Source organism: Pseudomonas sp. PA15(2017) (assembly GCF_001945395.1).
In the GTDB taxonomy this organism is placed as follows: domain Bacteria; phylum Pseudomonadota; class Gammaproteobacteria; order Pseudomonadales; family Pseudomonadaceae; genus Aquipseudomonas.
Window position 1 is genome coordinate 40,810 of the sequence record NZ_MSXV01000047.1, and the last position, 16,139, is coordinate 56,948.

Here is a 16,139-nt window from a genome sequence, read left to right on the forward strand (position 1 = left end):
CCGTCAGCAGAGCGCGCCGCCCCTGCGTCTCATCGCTCCAGTCGCCAGCCGCCCCGGCCACCCCGCGAGGACAGCCCCATGCAACCTGTTGCGCCGACCTCAAGACCCGCACAGTTTTCACAGCTTCAAGCCGACTCCAATACCGCATCCGCCGCCCCGAGTAGTGCCGTTCAAGGCAGGGCCGCCTCGCTGCCGGAACTCATCCGTATCGGTGACATGATCGTCGGCCTTGGCCAACTCAATACCAGTCTGTCCGGCGCACAAAAGGAGCTGCTTGATGCGGTACTACGAGCCAGCCCCGAGACCTTTCGTCGAGAGACTCAAGGCGACTCGCCTCCAGGCTCACACGCTCGCACCGTAGCGATGAAGGATCTGTTTCCCACTGACGCTCCGGCCCGGGATCTACCGCCGAAACTTCGCGTGTCCTGTGAGCTATATACCTCCCAAGGCACGTCATCCCCCTCGCTGGCACGGCTGCAGATCACCGACCTGGAAAGTAAGAACCTTTATTGCAATGCGGGCTTCGAGCCGGTGGCGGCAGCCAGGCAAAGGGCATCTTCCCCATTGGCGAATGCCCTACCGGCGACGACCTCGGCACGGCAGAACAGCGATGATACGAGCAAGCGCACGCACCTGATCAGTTCACTTCTATGCTGCTTCGCGGGCAAGGTCGAACTATCGAACGATCAGCCAATGCGCTCCATGCCGACCTCGACCAATTCGCCCACGGCCACCAGCCGCCCGCCTGCAAGCGTTGCTCAAGCGACGCGGCACGTCACAACACCCAGCCCTGGCATGAACTTCTTCACCAACCGTGTCGGGGAACAGTATTTCGCTCAATCACAGCCCAGGGTGGCTGTGGATTTGGGGGCGGGCGGCGGCCGCGACACCCGTTATCTTGCCGGGAAAAACTGTCGCGTAGACGCGGTCGATCCCGATCCCGTGATGAAAGGCGCGCTAGCTGCCGAGGCAGGGCCTCGGTTACGAACCATCACCGACACGCTGCGAGGAGCGGCCTTCGAGAACGACTCGATTGATCTGATCAATGCGCAACGCGTGCTGCCTTTCATTCACGGGGAGGACCTGAAGGCCGACCTGCGCGAAAGCTTCCGGATTCTCAAACCGGGCGGCCATTTGAGCGCCTCGTTTTTCGAGACCGGCCACTCCTGGAACAAGCAGAACAAGCCCAAGCTCCACTTCGACTCGGAGGCCACCGTTCGCTCGCTTTTGCACGATGCAGGCTTCGAGATGGGGCCTGATGATTGCCATGTCGACAATGACAGAAACCACAAGGCTGCCAACGGGGAGATCGTGGAGAACTGGAAGGAAATCTGGATCGTCGCGACCAAACCGCAAGCGTCGTCCTGATGCGCCTCATCGACTCGGAACCTAGGCGGCGGACCTTGATTCCGGCCTCAGGTCTTCATGCGCCAGCCGGGCCTGGGCTGACTGGCGAGCAGAAAGCACCGCCGGACGATCAATGTGACCAGGCGAGAACGAACAGAGAGTTACGCCCATCAGGGCCGACCCTGCGCGGCGGCACTGATGGCAGGCTGCAAAAGCCCTGGACCTGCTTCTACAATGGTGCATTGGCTCAGCCCAAGGATCTCGCCATGCAGCACGACAGTCTGTGGCTCAATGGCAATGACGCCTCACCGTTTTTCGTCAATTGCTGGTCACCCGACAAGGAACCCAAAGCGGTCGTCATGCTCGCCCACGGCATGGCCGAACACAGCGGCCGCTATGCACGTTTTGGCAAGGCGCTGGCTGCCGCCGGCTTCGAACTCTACGCCCTTGACCTGCGCGGTCACGGGCAGACCACTCAGCACGGCCAGCTTGGCCACTTCGCCGACGAGAACGGCTGGAACCATGTGGTCGGCGACCTCTCCACGCTCAACCATCACATCCGCCACCAGCGGCCGCAGACGCCAATCGTCCTGCTCGGCCACAGCATGGGCAGCTTCATCGCTACCGCCTACCTGATGCACCACAGCAGCAGCGTGCAAGGTGCCATTCTCAGTGGTTCCAATTACGGCACGTTGGGCACCTACCGCGCCGCCGCGCTGGTCGCCCGCTTCGAGCGTTGGCGCCAGGGCGCGAGCGGGCGCAGCGCGCTGATCGACTGGCTGTCGTTCGGTGCGTTCAACAAGACCTTCGCGCCGGCGCGCACACCGTTCGACTGGCTCAGCCGTGACAAGGCGGAGGTCGACCGCTACATTGCCGACCCTCTGTGCGGTTTTCGCTGCACCAACGGGCTATGGCTCGACCTGCTGGAAGGCTTGCAGCACACCACGCCGCTCGCTTCGTTGAAACAGATCGCCCCGCAGTTGCCGATCCTGATCGTCGGTGGCGACCAGGATCCGGTCAGCCGAGGCGGCGGTCTGCAACGCCTGGCCGATGCCTTGAAGCAGGCAGGACACAGCCGCACCCTATTGAAACGCTATTCACAGGCCCGCCACGAACTGCTCAACGAAACCAACCGTGACGAGGTCACCCGCGACCTGATCGACTGGCTGGAACAGACGCTCGCAGAGCCCCGGCAGCGACCATCAAACCCTCAGGAACCTGACCTATGACGCAAAGCAGCAACACGCCTTACGAAGCCCTCGAAGTCGGCCAGACAGCCAACTACAGCAAAACCGTGGAAGAACGCGACATCCTGTTGTTCGCCGCGGTTTCCGGTGACCACAACCCGGTGCATCTGGATGCCGAATACGCCGCCGCCACCATGTTCAAGGAGCGCATCGCCCATGGCATGTTCAGCGGCGCGCTGATCAGTGCGGCCGTGGCCTGCACCCTGCCCGGCCCCGGCACCATCTACGTGGGCCAGCAGATGAGCTTCCAGAAACCCGTGAAGCTGGGCGACACCCTGACCGTACGCCTGGAAATCCTCGAGAAACTGCCGAAATTTCGTGTGCGCATCGCCACTCGCGTGTTCAACCAGCACGACGAACTGGTGGTCGACGGCGAAGCTGAAATCATCGCGCCACGCAAAGCCGTTACCGTCGAGCTGGCAACCCTGCCGCCGATCAGCATCGGCTGACAGGCTGATGAAAAACTACCTGCGTTGCCATCACTGGGTTAAAAACAGGCTCAAAATGCTCATGTACTACTCGTACAGTCGATCGCGACCCCGGTCGCTTTCTCGCCTGTTTTTGCGGGGCCGCCATCGGTGTTGCGCTGGCGGCCTCGCCTACGTTTTTCAATCGCCTGTTCGTTTCATACCCTAAGGTTTACTGCTTTCTGGAGCCTCCATGCCTCTGTCCATGCATTCCATTTCCATCCCGGTGTTCACTCGCCAGCTGACCAACCTGTCGACCATCCTCGGCATCGCAGCCGCCAACGCCGAGGCCCGCAAGATCGAGCAGAGCGTGCTGCTCGCCTCGCGTCTGGCGCCGGATATGTTCCCGCTCAGCCGTCAGGTGCAGATCGCCTGTGACACCGTCAAGGCCGGTGCAGCCCTGCTGGCTGGGCTCGAGGCGCCGAGCCATGCCGATGACGAAACCAGCTTCGCCGAGCTGCAGGCACGTATCGCCAAGACCCTGGAATTCGTTCAGGGCATCAGTGCCAACCAGCTCGACGGCAGCGAAGACCGCACCGTGACGCTCAAGCGCCGTGACAAGGAAACCCACTTCCAGGGCCAGGCGTTCCTGCTCGATCACGTGCTGCCCAACCTGTACTTCCACATCACCACCACCTACGCCATCCTGCGCCACAACGGTGTAGAGCTGGGTAAGCGCGACTTTCTCGGCACCCGCTGAGAACGTTCGTGACCTCTTGGTGCGTGCCCGCCCGGCAGCGCACCAAGACAGGTCATCCATGGTGACAACTCACAAAAAATCGCATCTATTCGCTTAAAATCCGCGCCTGATTGTGCACTTCGCACAATCGACACTGTACGCGTCACCCAAACCATCGGTTGGCACGTCGCCTGCTATAGCCATGGCTTCCCCCACCCTGTGGAGCCAGGCCATGACCCATCCCACCAGTGACAGCGATTACCCTTTGAGCGAAGTGCCGGCCGGCGCCCGCAAGGGATTGTTCTCCACGTCGATCATGCTGTTCTCCTTCACCTTCTTCACCGCCACCATGTTCGCCGGCGGCAAGATCGGCATGGCCTTCGACTTCAGCACGCTGATCTGGGCCGCGGTGATCGGCAACCTGCTGCTCGGTGCCTATGCCGCGATCCTCGGCCTGATCGCCTGTCGCAGCGGCCTCAATTCGGTGTTGATGGGCCGCTTCTGCTTTGGCGAAGCCGGCAGCAAACTCTCCGACGTGCTGCTCGGTTTCACCCAGATCGGCTGGTACGCCTGGGGCACCGCCACAGTGGCCATCGTGCTGGTGAAGATCCTCGGCCTGCCGCAAGGCCTGACCACCCCCCTGATGGTGCTGTTCGGCTTCGCCTTCTGCATCACCGCGTTCATCGGCTACAAGGGCCTGGACATCCTGTCGCGAATTTCCGTGCCGGCCATGCTCGCCCTGCTGGTCTGCTCGCTGTGGATCGCCACCGACGACATCGGCGGCCTGAGCACGCTGATGGCCATCGAGCCGACCCAGAGCATGACCCTGAGCGTGGCCATCACCATGGTCTTCGGCACCTTCGTCAGCGGCGCCACCCAAGCCACCAACTGGACGCGCTTCGCCCGCACCGGGCGTATCGCGGTGATCGCCAGCATGGTCGGTTTCTTTCTCGGCAACGGCCTGATGATCGTCGCCGGGGCATACGGCGCCATCGTCTACCAGCAGCCGGACATCGTCGAAGTACTGGTGCTGCAGGGCCTGTCCATGGCCGCGGTGGTGATGCTGTTCCTCAACCTGTGGACGACCCAGGACAACACCATCTACAACTTCGCCGCCGCCGGCTGCAACCTGCTGCGCACCGGCCGGCGCAAGACGGTGACCGTGGTCGGCGCCGGCATCGGCACACTGCTGGCCATCGGCGGTATGTACGAGCTGCTGATTCCGTTCCTGATCCTGCTCGGCTCGGTCATTCCGCCGATTGGTGGGGTGATCATGGCCGACTATTTCTACGCTCATAAGAGCCGCTACCCGCTGCTCGCCGAGGCGCGCATCCCTGCCTTCAACTGGGTCGGCCTCGGCGCTTACGGCGTAGGCTCGCTGTGCGCCTACTTCTCGCCCTGGATCGCGCCGCTGGTAGGCATCGCCGTCGCCGCTGCCGCCTACATCGCCCTGTTTGAAATGAAGAAAGTCTTCGCCGCCCGTGGCCAGGTCGCCCGCGCATGAGCCTGAGCGTCGCCGATGTGCTGGCCCTGCCCGGCCTGCATGAGCTGCGCCTGCGCGCTGGCCAGGCAGCGCTGGGTAACCCGGTGCGCTGGCCCTACGTGGCCGAGAACGAGGACATCGCCGCCTGGGTGATGGGCGGCGAGCTGGTGTTCGTCACCGGCATCAACCACCCGCGCGACGAAGCCAACCTGCTGCTCCTGGTACGCCAGGCGGTCGAACGGGCCACCGCCGGGCTGGTGATTCTTACCGGCGCCGAATACATCCAGACGATTCCACCGACGGTGATCGCCGAGGCCGAGCGCCTGGGCCTGCCGCTGCTGGAGCAACCCTACGGGCTGAAGATGGTGGTCGTCACCCAGGCCATCGGCACCGCGCTGGTGCAGCAGCAGATGCTCGGCAGCTCGCGCCAGCACGTGTTGGAGCAACTGCTGGAAGGCGATTACCAGTCTCTCGACGTGCTGCTGCAACGTGCTGCCGGCCTCGACCTGCCGCTGAACGTGCCGCGCCAGGTCGCCCTGCTGCGCCTGCAGAACAGCGAGCAGCTGTTCGACGGCGAGGCAGCGGCCAGTGGCGAACGCCTGCTACGCGACAACCGCCAGTGCCTGCAGCAGCGCCTCGAACAAGCCCTGCAGCAGTTGGGCGCAGCGCTGCCTTTGATCAGCCAGGGCGAACACTGGATCGCCCTGCTGCCCTGCACCGGCAGCCAGGACGAGCAACGCAACCGCCGGGCATTGATGGACCTGCTCGGCGAGCTTGACGAGCGCCTGCAACCGCAGCGCCTGTTTCTCGGCCTGAGCAGCGGCAATCACCATCCCGAACAGTTCGCCCGGGCGCTCGGCCAGGCCCGCCAGGCGCTGGTCGCCGCCCAGGCCTTTCCAGAACGCCTGGGGCTGTGCAGCTTCAACGAGCTGGGGGTGATCGAACTGCTCGCCGCGATCCGCGACCGCAGCCTGCTCGAGCGCTTCGTCGAGCGCACCCTGGGCCCGCTGATCGGTGATGATTCACGTCACGAGCCGGTGCTGATGCCGACCCTCGAGGCCTGGTTCTTCGAGAACGCCAACCTGGCCCTGGCTGCGCAACGCCTGGGCGTACACCGCAATACCCTGAGCTACCGTGTACAACGTATCGAGGCGCTGACCGGCTGCTCGTTCGATGACCCTCACGACCGGCTGAACATCAGCATCGCCCTGCTGATCCGTCGCCTGTCGTCTCATAGCCTGCCAAGGAGTACCCCATGAACATCGTCAACGCCCGCCTGCGTGGCCGCGAAGGTCTTTTCCACATCGCATTGGACGGCTCGCAGATTGCCGCCATCAGCGAGCAGCCGGTGGTGGTCAGCGCCGCCGCGGGCGATCTCGACGCTGCCAGTAATCTGGTGGTCGCGCCTTTCATCGAGCCGCACATTCACCTCGACGCCACGCTGACTGCCGGCGAGCCGGCCTGGAACATGAGCGGCACGCTGTTCGAGGGCATCGAGCGCTGGGCCGAGCGCAAGGCGCTGGTCACCCATGAAGACACCAAGACCCGCGCCAAGAAGACCATCGACATGCTGGTCGACCATGGTATCCAGCACGTGCGCACCCACGTCGACGTCACCGACCCGACCCTGGCCGCCCTCAAGGCGATGATCGAGGTACGCGAGGAAACCCGCCACCTGATCGACCTGCAGATCGTCGCCTTCCCCCAGGAGGGTATCGAGTCCTACGCGGGGGGCCGCGCGCTGATGGAGCAGGCAGTGGCACTGGGCGCCGACGTGGTGGGCGGCATCCCGCATTTCGAGAACACCCGCGACCAGGGTGTCAGCTCGATCAAGTTTCTGATGGATCTGGCCGAGCGCACCGGCTGTTTGGTTGACGTGCACTGCGACGAGACCGACGACCCGCAGTCGCGCTTTCTCGAAGTGCTGGCCGAAGAAGCCCGGATACGCGGCATGGGCGCGCGGGTCACCGCCAGCCATACGGTGGCCATGGGCTCCTACGACAACGCCTACTGTTCGAAGCTGTTTCGCCTGCTGAAGATGTCAGGGATCAACTTCGTCTCGTGCCCGACGGAAAGCATCCACCTGCAGGGGCGCTTCGACAGCTACCCGAAACGTCGCGGCCTGACCCGCGTAGCCGAGATCGACCGCGCCGGCATGAACGTCTGCTTCGGCCAGGACTCCATCGTCGACCCCTGGTACCCGCTGGGCAATGGCAACATCCTGCGCATCCTCGAAGCCGGCCTGCATATCTGCCACATGCTCGGCTACGAAGACCTCAAGCGCAGCCTTGACCTGATCACCGACAACAGCGCCCGCACCCTGCACCTGGGTGAGCGCTATGGTCTGGAAGTCGGCCGCCCGGCCAACCTGCTGATTCTCTCGGCGCCCGACGATTACGAGATGATCCGCACCCAGGGCCATGCCCTGGTCTCGGTACGTCATGGGGAAATACTGATGCGCCGCACCCCGGCGAGCGTGCAGCGCGGTTGATCAACTACCGCCCGTACATGGCGTTGAGCGTAGCGATTCCCGGGAATGTCCCGGGGGTCGCTACGCTCGACCCGGGCTACGGAGCCGTGGGAGGGGCTTTAGCCCCGATACGTCATGAATGTGTCGGGGCCAAGGCCCCTCCCACAAACTAGCAAAGCGCCTTACTCCACCCGCACGCTGGCGGTCATGCCGGCGCTCAATTGCACGTTCTCCGGCATGCCATCGAGCTTGATGCGTACCGGGATACGCTGAGCCAGGCGCACCCAGTTGAAGGTCGGTTCGACGTTGGCCAGCAACTGGCCGTCCGGGCTGGCGTTGCGGTCGGTGATACCGCGGCTGATGCCTTCCACTTCGCCACGGATTTCCTGTTCGCCGCCCATCAACCAGATGTCCACCGGCGCACCGACCTGAATGCGTGGCAGTTTGGTTTCCTCGAAGTACGCCTGCACGTAGAACGAGCCGGTATCCACCAAAGCCATCACCGCCTGCCCGGCCGTCACGTAGTTGCCCTGAGCCAGCCTCAGGTTGGTGATCTGGCCGTCACGCGGCGCGCGCACTTCACTGCGCTCCAGATTGAGCTGGGCGATACGCAGATCGGCCTGGGCCTCACGGAACTCGCTGCGGGCCATCTCGGCGTTGATCTGTGCGTTCTCGCGCAGCTCGGCGCTGATCGCCTGGCTACCCAGGCGCGCACGGCGGGACGCCTCGTGCTCGCGCAGGCTGAGTTGCTGCTTGCGGATGTCGACCACGGCCTGGGCCTTTTCCACTGCGGCCTGGTAGCGGTCACGGTCGATGGTCATCAACAGGTCGCCAGCCTTGACCTGCTGATTGTCGCGCACCTTGAGGTCGAGCACCCAGCCGGACACGTCCGGTGCGATGGTCACCACGTCGGCGCGCACCCGGGCATCCCGTGTCCAGGGCGAATACATGTAGTACTGCCAGATCCACGAGCCGGCGAGAACCGCCACCGCCACCATGGCCAGGGTGATGCCGACACGAATGGTCGAACGCATGTCGCTCTCCTTAATAGCTCCGCAAAGCTTGTTCAACATCTCGCGAGCTAGAGCCATGCAAGGCGCTAGGTCAGCAACAGCCTCCGGCTGGTCAAAGCAGGCGAGAAAGCGGGTTTACGAGTTTGTAAATGAGCATTACTCGCTGCGCTCGCCCCTTCGGGGCCGCACTGAAGTGCGTTAGCCGCAAGCGACTTGCCGACCCTGTTTTTAACGCAGCAGGGCCGACGCGCAGCAGGTGCTGGCAAGCTTTCAAGTCGCCAGGACGGCAATCACCGCCGCCAGGACGCAAACGAACAGGGCACAGTCGAACAGCGCTTCATGCCAGATCCACTGTGCCAATCCAACGCGCTGCAGCCCCAGGCGCACTAGGCCAGTAAGCAGCAACGCCAATACCGCGTAGGCCGCCATGGGGCTCAGCAGCACGCCGCCCAACGACCACTCATGTAACCCCATTAGCCTCTCCTCTGAGCTGGCACCAATGGCGCCAGCCGTTCTGCAACTGCAACAGCGCCGCTTCGGCCAGGCGCTTGTCGATGCTCGGCGTACAGGCGCGTAGGGCTTGCTGCAACTCGGCCACCGGCGCGTTCAGGTCATCCTCGCGGCCCGGCGCCGGGCCGCGCTCCAGCGCCTCGTCGAGGCGCTCCAGAAAATGTCGCTGCGAACGCGCCAGGCCGGTGTCGGCCTTGGCCAGGCAGGCGCGCAGGTGCAGCAGCTCGTCACCCAGATCCAGCCCGGCGACACCTTCGTCCCAACGGCTGCGCGCCTGATCCGGGCGCGCCGGGTAGTGCCGCGCCAACTGCAGCAGGCGGTCGGCCATGCGTCCGCCGAACCAGTTTTCCGCACGGCCCAGGTCGCGGCGCGTCAGCCGGCCGAGGTCGACCAGCATGGCATGCACCAGGCGCCGGCCATGCCAAACCGGGTTGCGCAGCACGATCACGCGAAACGCCATGACTGCCACGGCCACGCCCATAAGCATGCCCGGCGCCTCGTTGAGGAAGAATTCGACGTTGTAGCCAACCCCCGGCGCGGGCAGGCAAAGCACGATGAAGTGCAGGCAGAAGGCCGTCGAGGTGGCGGCCACCGCCGGTTTGGCCATGCCCAGCACGCCAAAGAACAATGGCACGCCGAGCACCATGCAGAGCATCACGAAACCGTCGATCTGCGGCATCAGGATTTGCCCGACGAAGAACGCCACCGGCAGCGCGTAGAGAATGCCGCGTAAAAACATCATGCCGATCTGCGGCGCCGCCTCCAGTCGCGCGAACAGGCTGCACACCACGCAGGCCAGCAGCATGGCGCCGGTGGCGTGGGTCCAGCCGGTGGCCAGCCAGAAGCTCGCCAGGGTCAGGAACGCCAGGGCGCTGCGTGAACCGAACACCAGCGCGCTCTGCCAGTCATAGTGCCAGGACAACGCCCGTGGCGCATCGGCCGGCGCCCTGCCCTGTTCGACCGCCTGCAGTGCGCGGCTGGCGTCCTCGATACGCATCAGCAGCACGGCCATGCGCTCCAGGCATAGCTGCTGACCGGCATTGAGTTCATCGTCCGCGGCGGCCTGGCGCAGGCGCTCGATCAATTGGGGTCTGTCCTCGGCATCGTCCTGCAGGCGCTCGTCCACCTCCTGCAGCCAGGGCGCCACGGCCTCGGCCTCGAGGCTGCTCAATTGCCGCCACTGGCGGGCCACACCACGCGCCAGACGTAGCACACCCAGCAGGTCGCGGCTGAGCACGCGCAGTGCGATGGCCCGCTGGCGACCGCGCTCGCCCTCGAACCAGGCATGCTCGCGCTGGGCGTCCACGGCGACGATCCGCGACAGCGCCTCGAGCAGGCCCTTGCGCGCCTCCTCCTCGCCGGTCAACGCCTGGCGTGCGGCCTTGAGGCCGGTCTGCCAGGCATCGCGGGCCTGCTGCGCCAACTGGCGCTCGACCCGCTGCGGCCACAGCAGCGCGCTGCTCAAAGTGGCGCAGACGATTCCCAGGCAGATTTCCGTGGAACGGGCGATGGCTTCGTCGAAGATCACCTGAGGCTTGCCAATGGCCGGCAGGCCGATGATCGCCACCGTGTAGCCGGCCAGCACGAAGGCGTAGGACCAGGCGCTGCGCAACATGGTCGATGCAGCCGTGCACAGGCCCAGCCACAGGGCGAAGGCCAGGACGAACAGCAGCGGCATCTGCGCGAACAGCGCCATCATCACCACCGCCATGAAGGTGCCGACCAGGGTGCCCAGCGAGCGCGCCAGTCCCTTCTGCACCACCATGCCAGATAGCGGCTGGGCGACGATAAAGGCGGTCATCAGCGCCCACTGCGGCTGCTCCAGGCCCAGACGCAGGGCGAGCCACAGCGCCAGACCGCCGCCGAGCAGGGTCTTGATCGCAAACTGGAGGGCTTGGGTGCTTGGCGCGACGAACGCCAGCAGGGAATCACGCACGGTGGTTACCTAAAAGGGTCTCAGCTCTGAACATAGCCGTAGCCAAAGGGTTCCGCCTCCGTGCAGAAGTCAAATTATTAGCTAGCTAAGTATATGCTGTCCAGAGGGTCGCGGCCCTAGCGTATTTCCGTGGTTCGATTACGCGACGAAAAAAAGGGCGACCGAAGTCGCCCCAATGCCTTGCGTGCTCGTGAATCCGGATTTCAGTGCGGTCTTTTCTTGTTCGCATCCTTCCAGATGAAATAGGTGAACCCGGCGCCAAACAGAATCATCAGTCCAACGGTGCCGATACCGGCGAGAACCACCACATCTAAGAACATGCTGCCTCCTTGCACCTGCTGCTCGGGTATGGCGCTACGTTAACAGCCACACGCCGCCCGCCATTGACCCAGGTCAACGGCAAGGCACGGCGAAGGCAGCGACTGACCTGCATCGACCAGACAGGTCTGGGGCAGCGCAAACGGATACGCAGCGAAGCCGCGTTGGCGTCTGTTCGCGATCTTTCATGAGTGCGCAAACAGCAGAAATGGCAGGTGGGCAGAGCGCGTCATGGGTAGGAGAGGCTTTAGCCACGAGCATGAAGAGGCAACTACAAGGCAGAAGCGGCCGTTCGCCGATCCACTGTGGGAGCGCGCCATGCGCGCGAAAAATCGCGGGCATGGCCCGCTCCCACAGGTACTGCGCCGATGACCGCTACCGCCACTAAGCCGCCAAAATCGCCGAACCTGGGCTTAAAGATTATGAACAGGCTCTTAGCGTTTCTTCGGCTTGTTCTTGGACTTTTTCTTGCCCTTGGGCAGCGGCAGGGCCTGCTCGAAGGCGTTGCGCATCTCTTCGAGCTTCTTGTCGCGCAGGTCGTGAATGCGCTTGTCGCGCTCGGCGGCGAAGTCGATCAGTTTCACATCATTGCTCATAGCGGCGTCCGGATCAGACGAAACGTCAGGTTCAGTCGGGGGGCACAAGGCTTGCGCGTCTTGGCCACCTGATGCTGCCAATGATGCTGCGTCTGGCCGCTCATGACCAGTAGCGAGCCATGGGCCAGTTGCAGCGAATGCTCGATGCGCGTGCCACCCTTGCGGCGCAGGTCGAAGCGCCGCTCGCCGCCCAGGCTCAGTGACGCCACCAGCGGCTCGGCGCCCAGCTCGCGCTCGTCGTCGCTGTGCCAGCCCATGGAGTCCTGACCATCACGGTAGTAGTTGAGCAGCACACCATTGAGCGGCTGGCCAAGGCTGTCGACCAGGCGCTGGCGGATCTCGGTCAGCAGCGGCGTCCAGGGCAGCGGCTGGTGGGTCATGCCGGAATAGCGGTACCTGGCTTCGCGGTCGCCATACCAGGCCAGCAGACGCGGCACCGGATGATGACGGCCGAACAGCAGCACCTCAGGTTGCTGCCAGGGCGTCTCCTCGACCAGCCGCCGCAGCCAGTCATCGGCCGTCGCGGCGGCGAGCCAGTCGGGCTGATAGGTAAGCTCGGCATCGGCAAGTTGCAGCGCGCCACCGTCGAACAAGCCACCCTGAGCGCCGTCCATCAAACTTCCACGTCCACCCAGAGGCCCTGGCGCGGTAGCTGGTCGATGGCCGGTTCGTCCGCCTCGTCGACCTCCCCCTCGGCCAGCTCGGCCGCCGAGTAGCCACGTCGCTGCCGACGGCGCTGCTCTTCGCGCAAGCGCTCTTCCACTTCCTGGGGGTGACGCTTGTCGAGCCCGACCGCGTCCTCCTGAGCCGCCTCGGCGGTCGGCGTCACCGGCGCGATGTCCGGGCGCGGCTTGACCACGTCCTGCTGGGCGGTAACGGGAATCAGGCTGTGAGGAATCGGCGGCAGCATGGATGACCTCTCTTTGCAGCTTTATCGGCCATACGGAGGGCGACTTTATGGCTGCATTACTACACTGTCTGACCGGACGCGTGTCGGTAAGTGCCAAAACAGGCGTGATGCGCCTTTGGTCAAGCCTGGCACTGCGGTAACATAGCCGGCTTTTTCACAGGTGGAGACAGGCAGCATGGCGGAGTATCAACCGGGGCAACGCTGGATCAGCGACAGCGAAGCGGAACTGGGCTTGGGCACCATCCTGATGCAGGACGGCCGCATGCTCACCGTGCTCTACCCTGCCACCGGCGAAACCCGCCAATATGCGGCCCGCAATGCGCCGTTGACGCGCGTGCGCTTCTCGCCGGGCGACGAGATTACCCACTTCGAAGGCTGGAAGCTGACCGTGCGCGAAGTCGACGACGTCGATGGTCTGCTGGTCTATCACGGCCTCGACGGCAAGAACCAGGCCGTCACCCTGCCGGAAACCCAGCTGTCCAACTTCATCCAGTTCCGCCTCGCCAGCGACCGCCTGTTCGCCGGGCAGATCGACCCGCTGCCGTGGTTCTCGCTGCGCTACCGCACTCTGGAGTTCACCAGCAAGCAGGTGCAGTCCTCGCTGTGGGGCCTGGGCGGTGTACGCGCCCAACCCATCGCCCACCAGTTGCACATCGCCCGTGAAGTGGCCGACCGTATCGCCCCTCGGGTATTGCTGGCCGACGAAGTGGGCCTGGGCAAGACCATCGAAGCCGGCCTGGTGATCCACCGCCAGCTGCTTTCGGGGCGCGCCAATCGCGTGCTGATCCTAGTGCCGGAAAACCTGCAGCACCAGTGGCTGGTGGAAATGCGCCGGCGCTTCAACCTGGAAGTGGCGTTGTTCGACGCCGAGCGCTTCATCGAAAGCGACGCCAGCAACCCGTTCGAAGACGCGCAACTGGCGCTGGTCGCGCTGGAGTGGCTGTGCGAGGACGAAAAGGCTCAGGACGCACTGTTCGCCGCCGGCTGGGACCTGATGGTGGTCGACGAAGCCCACCACCTGGTCTGGCACCCGGAAAAGGCCAGCCGCGAGTACAGCCTGGTCGAGCAACTGGCCGAAGTGATTCCCGGCGTGCTGCTGCTTACCGCCACCCCCGAACAGCTCGGCCAGGACAGCCACTTCGCGCGCCTGCGCCTGCTCGATCCGAACCGCTTCCATGACCTGCAAGCCTTCCGCGCCGAAAGCGCCAGCTACAAACCGGTGGCCGAGGCGGTGCAGGAACTGCTCGACCAGGGCCAGCTCAGCGCCCAGGCTCGTGATGCCATCGGCAGCTTCCTCGGCGATGGCAGCCGCGCCTTGCTGGATGCCGCCGACGGTGGCGACACCGACGCCCGCGCCCGCCTGGTACGCGAACTGCTCGACCGCCACGGCACCGGTCGCCTGCTGTTCCGCAACACCCGCGCCGCCGTACAAGGCTTCCCGGAGCGCGAGCTGCACGCCTACCCGCTGCCGAGCCCGGACGAGTACATGGAGCTGCCGCTGGGCGAGCACGCCGAGCTGTACCCGGAGGTCAGCTATCAGGGCCAGGCCGACATCGAGGAAGACCAGCGCTGGTGGCGCTTCGACCCGCGTGTCGAGTGGCTGATCGACACCCTGAAGATGCTCAAGAAATTCAAGGTGCTGGTGATCTGCGCCCACGCCGAGACCGCCATGGACCTGGAAGACGCCCTGCGCGTGCGCTCCGGTATCCCGGCCACGGTGTTCCACGAGGGCATGAGCATCCTCGAGCGTGACCGCGCCGCTGCCTACTTTGCCGATGAAGAGTTCGGCGCCCAGGTGCTGATCTGTTCGGAAATCGGCTCCGAAGGCCGCAACTTCCAGTTCGCCCATCACCTGGTGCTGTTCGACCTGCCGGCCCACCCGGACCTGCTCGAGCAGCGCATCGGCCGTCTCGACCGCATCGGCCAGAAGCACAAGATCCAGCTGCACGTGCCGTACATGGAAAACAGCCCCCAGGAGCGTCTGTTCCAGTGGTACCACCAGGCGCTGAACGCCTTCCTGGCCACTTGCCCGACCGGCAATGCCCTGCAGCACCAGTTCGGCAGCCGCCTGCTGCCGATGCTGGAAAACGCCGACGACGGCCAGTGGCAGACGCTGATCGACGAAGCCAGCGCCGAGCGCAAGCGCCTGGAAGGCGATTTGCACGCCGGTCGCGACCGCCTGCTGGAACTCAACTCGGGCGGTGCCGGTGAAGGCGAGGCGCTGGTCGAGGCGATCCTCGAGCAAGACGACCAGTTCGCCCTGCCGATGTACATGGAGCAACTGTTCGACGCCTTCGGCATCGACAGTGAAGACCATTCCGACAATGCCCTGATCCTGCGCCCCAGCGAGAAGATGCTCGATGCCAGCTTCCCGCTCGGCAACGACGAAGGCGTGACCGTCACCTACGACCGCGACCTGGCCCTGTCCCGCGAAGACATGCAGTTCCTCACCTGGGAACACCCCATGGTGCAGGGCGGCATGGACCTGGTGCGCTCCGGCTCGATGGGCAACACCTCGGTGGCGCTGATCAAGAACAAGGCGCTCAAGCCCGGTACCGTGCTGCTGGAGCTGCTGTACGTCAGCGAAGTGGTGGCGCCACGCAAGTTGCAGCTAGGCCGCTACCTGCCGCCTGCCGCATTGCGCTGCTTGCTCGACGGCAATTGCAACGACCTGGCGTCGAAGGTCTCCTTCGATACCCTCAACGACCAGCTCGAAGCCGTGCCGCGCGCCAGCGCCAACAAGTTCGTGCAGGCCCAGCGTGATGCGCTGACACCGAAGATCGCCGCAGGCGAAGCCAAGATCTCGCCGCGCCATGTCGAGCGCGTCACCGAAGCCAAGCGCCGCCTGGCTGCCGAGCTGGACGAAGAATTGGCCCGCCTGACTGCCCTGCAAGCGGTCAACCCGAGCGTACGTGACAGCGAATTGGATGCCTTGCGCGAGCAGCGCGAACAGGGCCTGGCCATGCTCGACAAGGCCGCTCTGCGCCTGGAAGCCATTCGGGTACTGGTCGCGGGTTGAGACGAGTCGCGTGCTACTTGTGGGAGCGGGCGGGGACGCCTAGTTGTGTAAACCCAGTACGTTGTTCAGTGGCAATGGAGCCCGACTGATTGGTGGTTTGTAGTTGAGACTGCTGTGCGGCCTGTGCCAGTTGTAGTGGTGCAG

15 protein-coding genes and 1 pseudogene are annotated in these 16,139 nt (G+C 64.4%); 8 read left to right on the forward strand and 8 right to left on the reverse strand.

What is annotated here, in order from left to right; genetic code table 11:
• Window positions 1-78 precede the first annotated feature (78 nt).
• The 7 genes from BVH03_RS15560 to codA all read left to right on the forward strand — a co-directional run bounded on the left by BVH03_RS15560 (window position 79) and on the right by codA (window position 7,714).
• The gene (locus BVH03_RS15560) at window positions 79-1,368 is read left to right on the forward strand and encodes a class I SAM-dependent methyltransferase (protein WP_075962017.1); all 1,290 of its coding nucleotides are present in this window, start codon (window positions 79-81) and stop codon (window positions 1,366-1,368) included.
• A gap of 245 nt (window positions 1,369-1,613) precedes the next feature.
• Window positions 1,614-2,576 (forward strand): alpha/beta hydrolase, encoded by a 963-nt coding sequence (locus BVH03_RS15565; RefSeq protein ID WP_075962018.1) that lies wholly within the window; start codon window positions 1,614-1,616, stop codon window positions 2,574-2,576.
• Window positions 2,573-3,043, forward strand: a complete 471-nt coding sequence (locus tag BVH03_RS15570; protein WP_075962019.1) for a MaoC family dehydratase — start codon at window positions 2,573-2,575, stop codon at window positions 3,041-3,043. Before BVH03_RS15565 ends, BVH03_RS15570 begins: the two co-directional genes overlap by 4 nt.
• 211 nt (window positions 3,044-3,254) lie before the next feature.
• The gene (locus BVH03_RS15575; protein ID WP_075962020.1) at window positions 3,255-3,761 is read left to right on the forward strand and encodes a DUF1993 family protein; all 507 of its coding nucleotides are present in this window, start codon (window positions 3,255-3,257) and stop codon (window positions 3,759-3,761) included.
• 211 nt (window positions 3,762-3,972) lie between these two features.
• Entirely contained in the window at window positions 3,973-5,244 is a 1,272-nt protein-coding gene (gene codB, locus BVH03_RS15580) for a cytosine permease (RefSeq protein ID WP_075962021.1), read from the forward strand.
• Complete coding sequence (locus BVH03_RS15585) at window positions 5,241-6,482, forward strand: PucR family transcriptional regulator (protein WP_075962022.1); 1,242 nt, start codon at window positions 5,241-5,243, stop codon at window positions 6,480-6,482. Before codB ends, BVH03_RS15585 begins: the two co-directional genes overlap by 4 nt.
• On the forward strand, window positions 6,479-7,714 hold the full coding sequence (gene codA, locus BVH03_RS15590) for a cytosine deaminase (RefSeq protein ID WP_075962023.1): 1,236 nt from the start codon (window positions 6,479-6,481) through the stop codon (window positions 7,712-7,714). The genes BVH03_RS15585 and codA overlap by 4 nt, the downstream gene beginning before the upstream one ends.
• A 161-nt stretch (window positions 7,715-7,875) precedes the next feature.
• On the opposite strand, the gene BVH03_RS15595 is transcribed toward codA, so the two are convergent.
• The 7 genes from BVH03_RS15595 to BVH03_RS15615 all read right to left on the reverse strand — a co-directional run bounded on the left by BVH03_RS15595 (window position 7,876) and on the right by BVH03_RS15615 (window position 12,976).
• Window positions 7,876-8,727, reverse strand: coding sequence for an efflux RND transporter periplasmic adaptor subunit (locus tag BVH03_RS15595; RefSeq protein WP_075962024.1), 852 nt, complete (start codon window positions 8,725-8,727; stop codon window positions 7,876-7,878).
• Window positions 8,728-8,976: 249 nt separating this feature from the next.
• Window positions 8,977-9,180, reverse strand: a complete 204-nt coding sequence (locus BVH03_RS15600; protein WP_075962025.1) for a DUF1656 domain-containing protein — start codon at window positions 9,178-9,180, stop codon at window positions 8,977-8,979.
• Window positions 9,167-11,152 (reverse strand): FUSC family protein, encoded by a 1,986-nt coding sequence (locus BVH03_RS15605; RefSeq protein WP_075962026.1) that lies wholly within the window; start codon window positions 11,150-11,152, stop codon window positions 9,167-9,169. The genes BVH03_RS15600 and BVH03_RS15605 overlap by 14 nt, the downstream gene beginning before the upstream one ends.
• A gap of 203 nt (window positions 11,153-11,355) precedes the next feature.
• The gene (ccoM, locus tag BVH03_RS27085; protein ID WP_305883691.1) at window positions 11,356-11,472 is read right to left on the reverse strand and encodes a cytochrome c oxidase subunit CcoM; all 117 of its coding nucleotides are present in this window, start codon (window positions 11,470-11,472) and stop codon (window positions 11,356-11,358) included.
• 432 nt (window positions 11,473-11,904) lie between these two features.
• Window positions 11,905-12,066: a hypothetical protein gene (locus BVH03_RS26385; RefSeq protein ID WP_168175630.1), complete on the reverse strand. Its 162-nt coding sequence runs from the start codon at window positions 12,064-12,066 to the stop codon at window positions 11,905-11,907.
• Window positions 12,063-12,680 carry an alpha-ketoglutarate-dependent dioxygenase AlkB gene (locus BVH03_RS15610; protein ID WP_075962027.1) on the reverse strand — a complete coding sequence of 206 codons (618 nt, stop codon included), beginning with the start codon at window positions 12,678-12,680 and terminating at the stop codon, window positions 12,063-12,065. The genes BVH03_RS26385 and BVH03_RS15610 overlap by 4 nt, the downstream gene beginning before the upstream one ends.
• Window positions 12,680-12,976: an aspartate-semialdehyde dehydrogenase gene (locus BVH03_RS15615; RefSeq protein ID WP_075962028.1), complete on the reverse strand. Its 297-nt coding sequence runs from the start codon at window positions 12,974-12,976 to the stop codon at window positions 12,680-12,682. Before BVH03_RS15615 ends, BVH03_RS15610 begins: the two co-directional genes overlap by 1 nt.
• A gap of 175 nt (window positions 12,977-13,151) precedes the next feature.
• Between BVH03_RS15615 and rapA the strand changes: the two genes are divergently transcribed.
• Entirely contained in the window at window positions 13,152-15,995 is a 2,844-nt protein-coding gene (gene rapA, locus BVH03_RS15620; RefSeq protein ID WP_075962029.1) for an RNA polymerase-associated protein RapA, read from the forward strand.
• Between the two features lie 39 nt (window positions 15,996-16,034).
• Here rapA and BVH03_RS25975 read toward each other — a convergent pair.
• A pseudogene (locus tag BVH03_RS25975) lies at window positions 16,035-16,139 on the reverse strand (IS481 family transposase); the annotation flags it as partial.

What these genes read in the sequence shown, in the direction of transcription:
- BVH03_RS15600 (WP_075962025.1), bottom strand. Translation starts at nt 9,180, where the DNA reads ATGGGGTTACATGAGTGGTCGTTGGGCGGCGTGCTGCTGAGCCCCATG.
- BVH03_RS15615 (WP_075962028.1), bottom strand. Translation starts at nt 12,976, where the DNA reads ATGCTGCCGCCGATTCCTCACAGCCTGATTCCCGTTACCGCCCAGCAG.
- BVH03_RS15560 (WP_075962017.1), top strand. Translation starts at nt 79, where the DNA reads ATGCAACCTGTTGCGCCGACCTCAAGACCCGCACAGTTTTCACAGCTT.
- ccoM (WP_305883691.1), bottom strand. Translation starts at nt 11,472, where the DNA reads ATGTTCTTAGATGTGGTGGTTCTCGCCGGTATCGGCACCGTTGGACTG.
- BVH03_RS15585 (WP_075962022.1), top strand. Translation starts at nt 5,241, where the DNA reads ATGAGCCTGAGCGTCGCCGATGTGCTGGCCCTGCCCGGCCTGCATGAG.
- BVH03_RS15565 (WP_075962018.1), top strand. Translation starts at nt 1,614, where the DNA reads ATGCAGCACGACAGTCTGTGGCTCAATGGCAATGACGCCTCACCGTTT.
- BVH03_RS15570 (WP_075962019.1), top strand. Translation starts at nt 2,573, where the DNA reads ATGACGCAAAGCAGCAACACGCCTTACGAAGCCCTCGAAGTCGGCCAG.
- codA (WP_075962023.1), top strand. Translation starts at nt 6,479, where the DNA reads ATGAACATCGTCAACGCCCGCCTGCGTGGCCGCGAAGGTCTTTTCCAC.
- codB (WP_075962021.1), top strand. Translation starts at nt 3,973, where the DNA reads ATGACCCATCCCACCAGTGACAGCGATTACCCTTTGAGCGAAGTGCCG.
- BVH03_RS15595 (WP_075962024.1), bottom strand. Translation starts at nt 8,727, where the DNA reads ATGCGTTCGACCATTCGTGTCGGCATCACCCTGGCCATGGTGGCGGTG.
- BVH03_RS15610 (WP_075962027.1), bottom strand. Translation starts at nt 12,680, where the DNA reads ATGGACGGCGCTCAGGGTGGCTTGTTCGACGGTGGCGCGCTGCAACTT.
- rapA (WP_075962029.1), top strand. Translation starts at nt 13,152, where the DNA reads ATGGCGGAGTATCAACCGGGGCAACGCTGGATCAGCGACAGCGAAGCG.
- BVH03_RS15575 (WP_075962020.1), top strand. Translation starts at nt 3,255, where the DNA reads ATGCCTCTGTCCATGCATTCCATTTCCATCCCGGTGTTCACTCGCCAG.
- BVH03_RS26385 (WP_168175630.1), bottom strand. Translation starts at nt 12,066, where the DNA reads ATGAGCAATGATGTGAAACTGATCGACTTCGCCGCCGAGCGCGACAAG.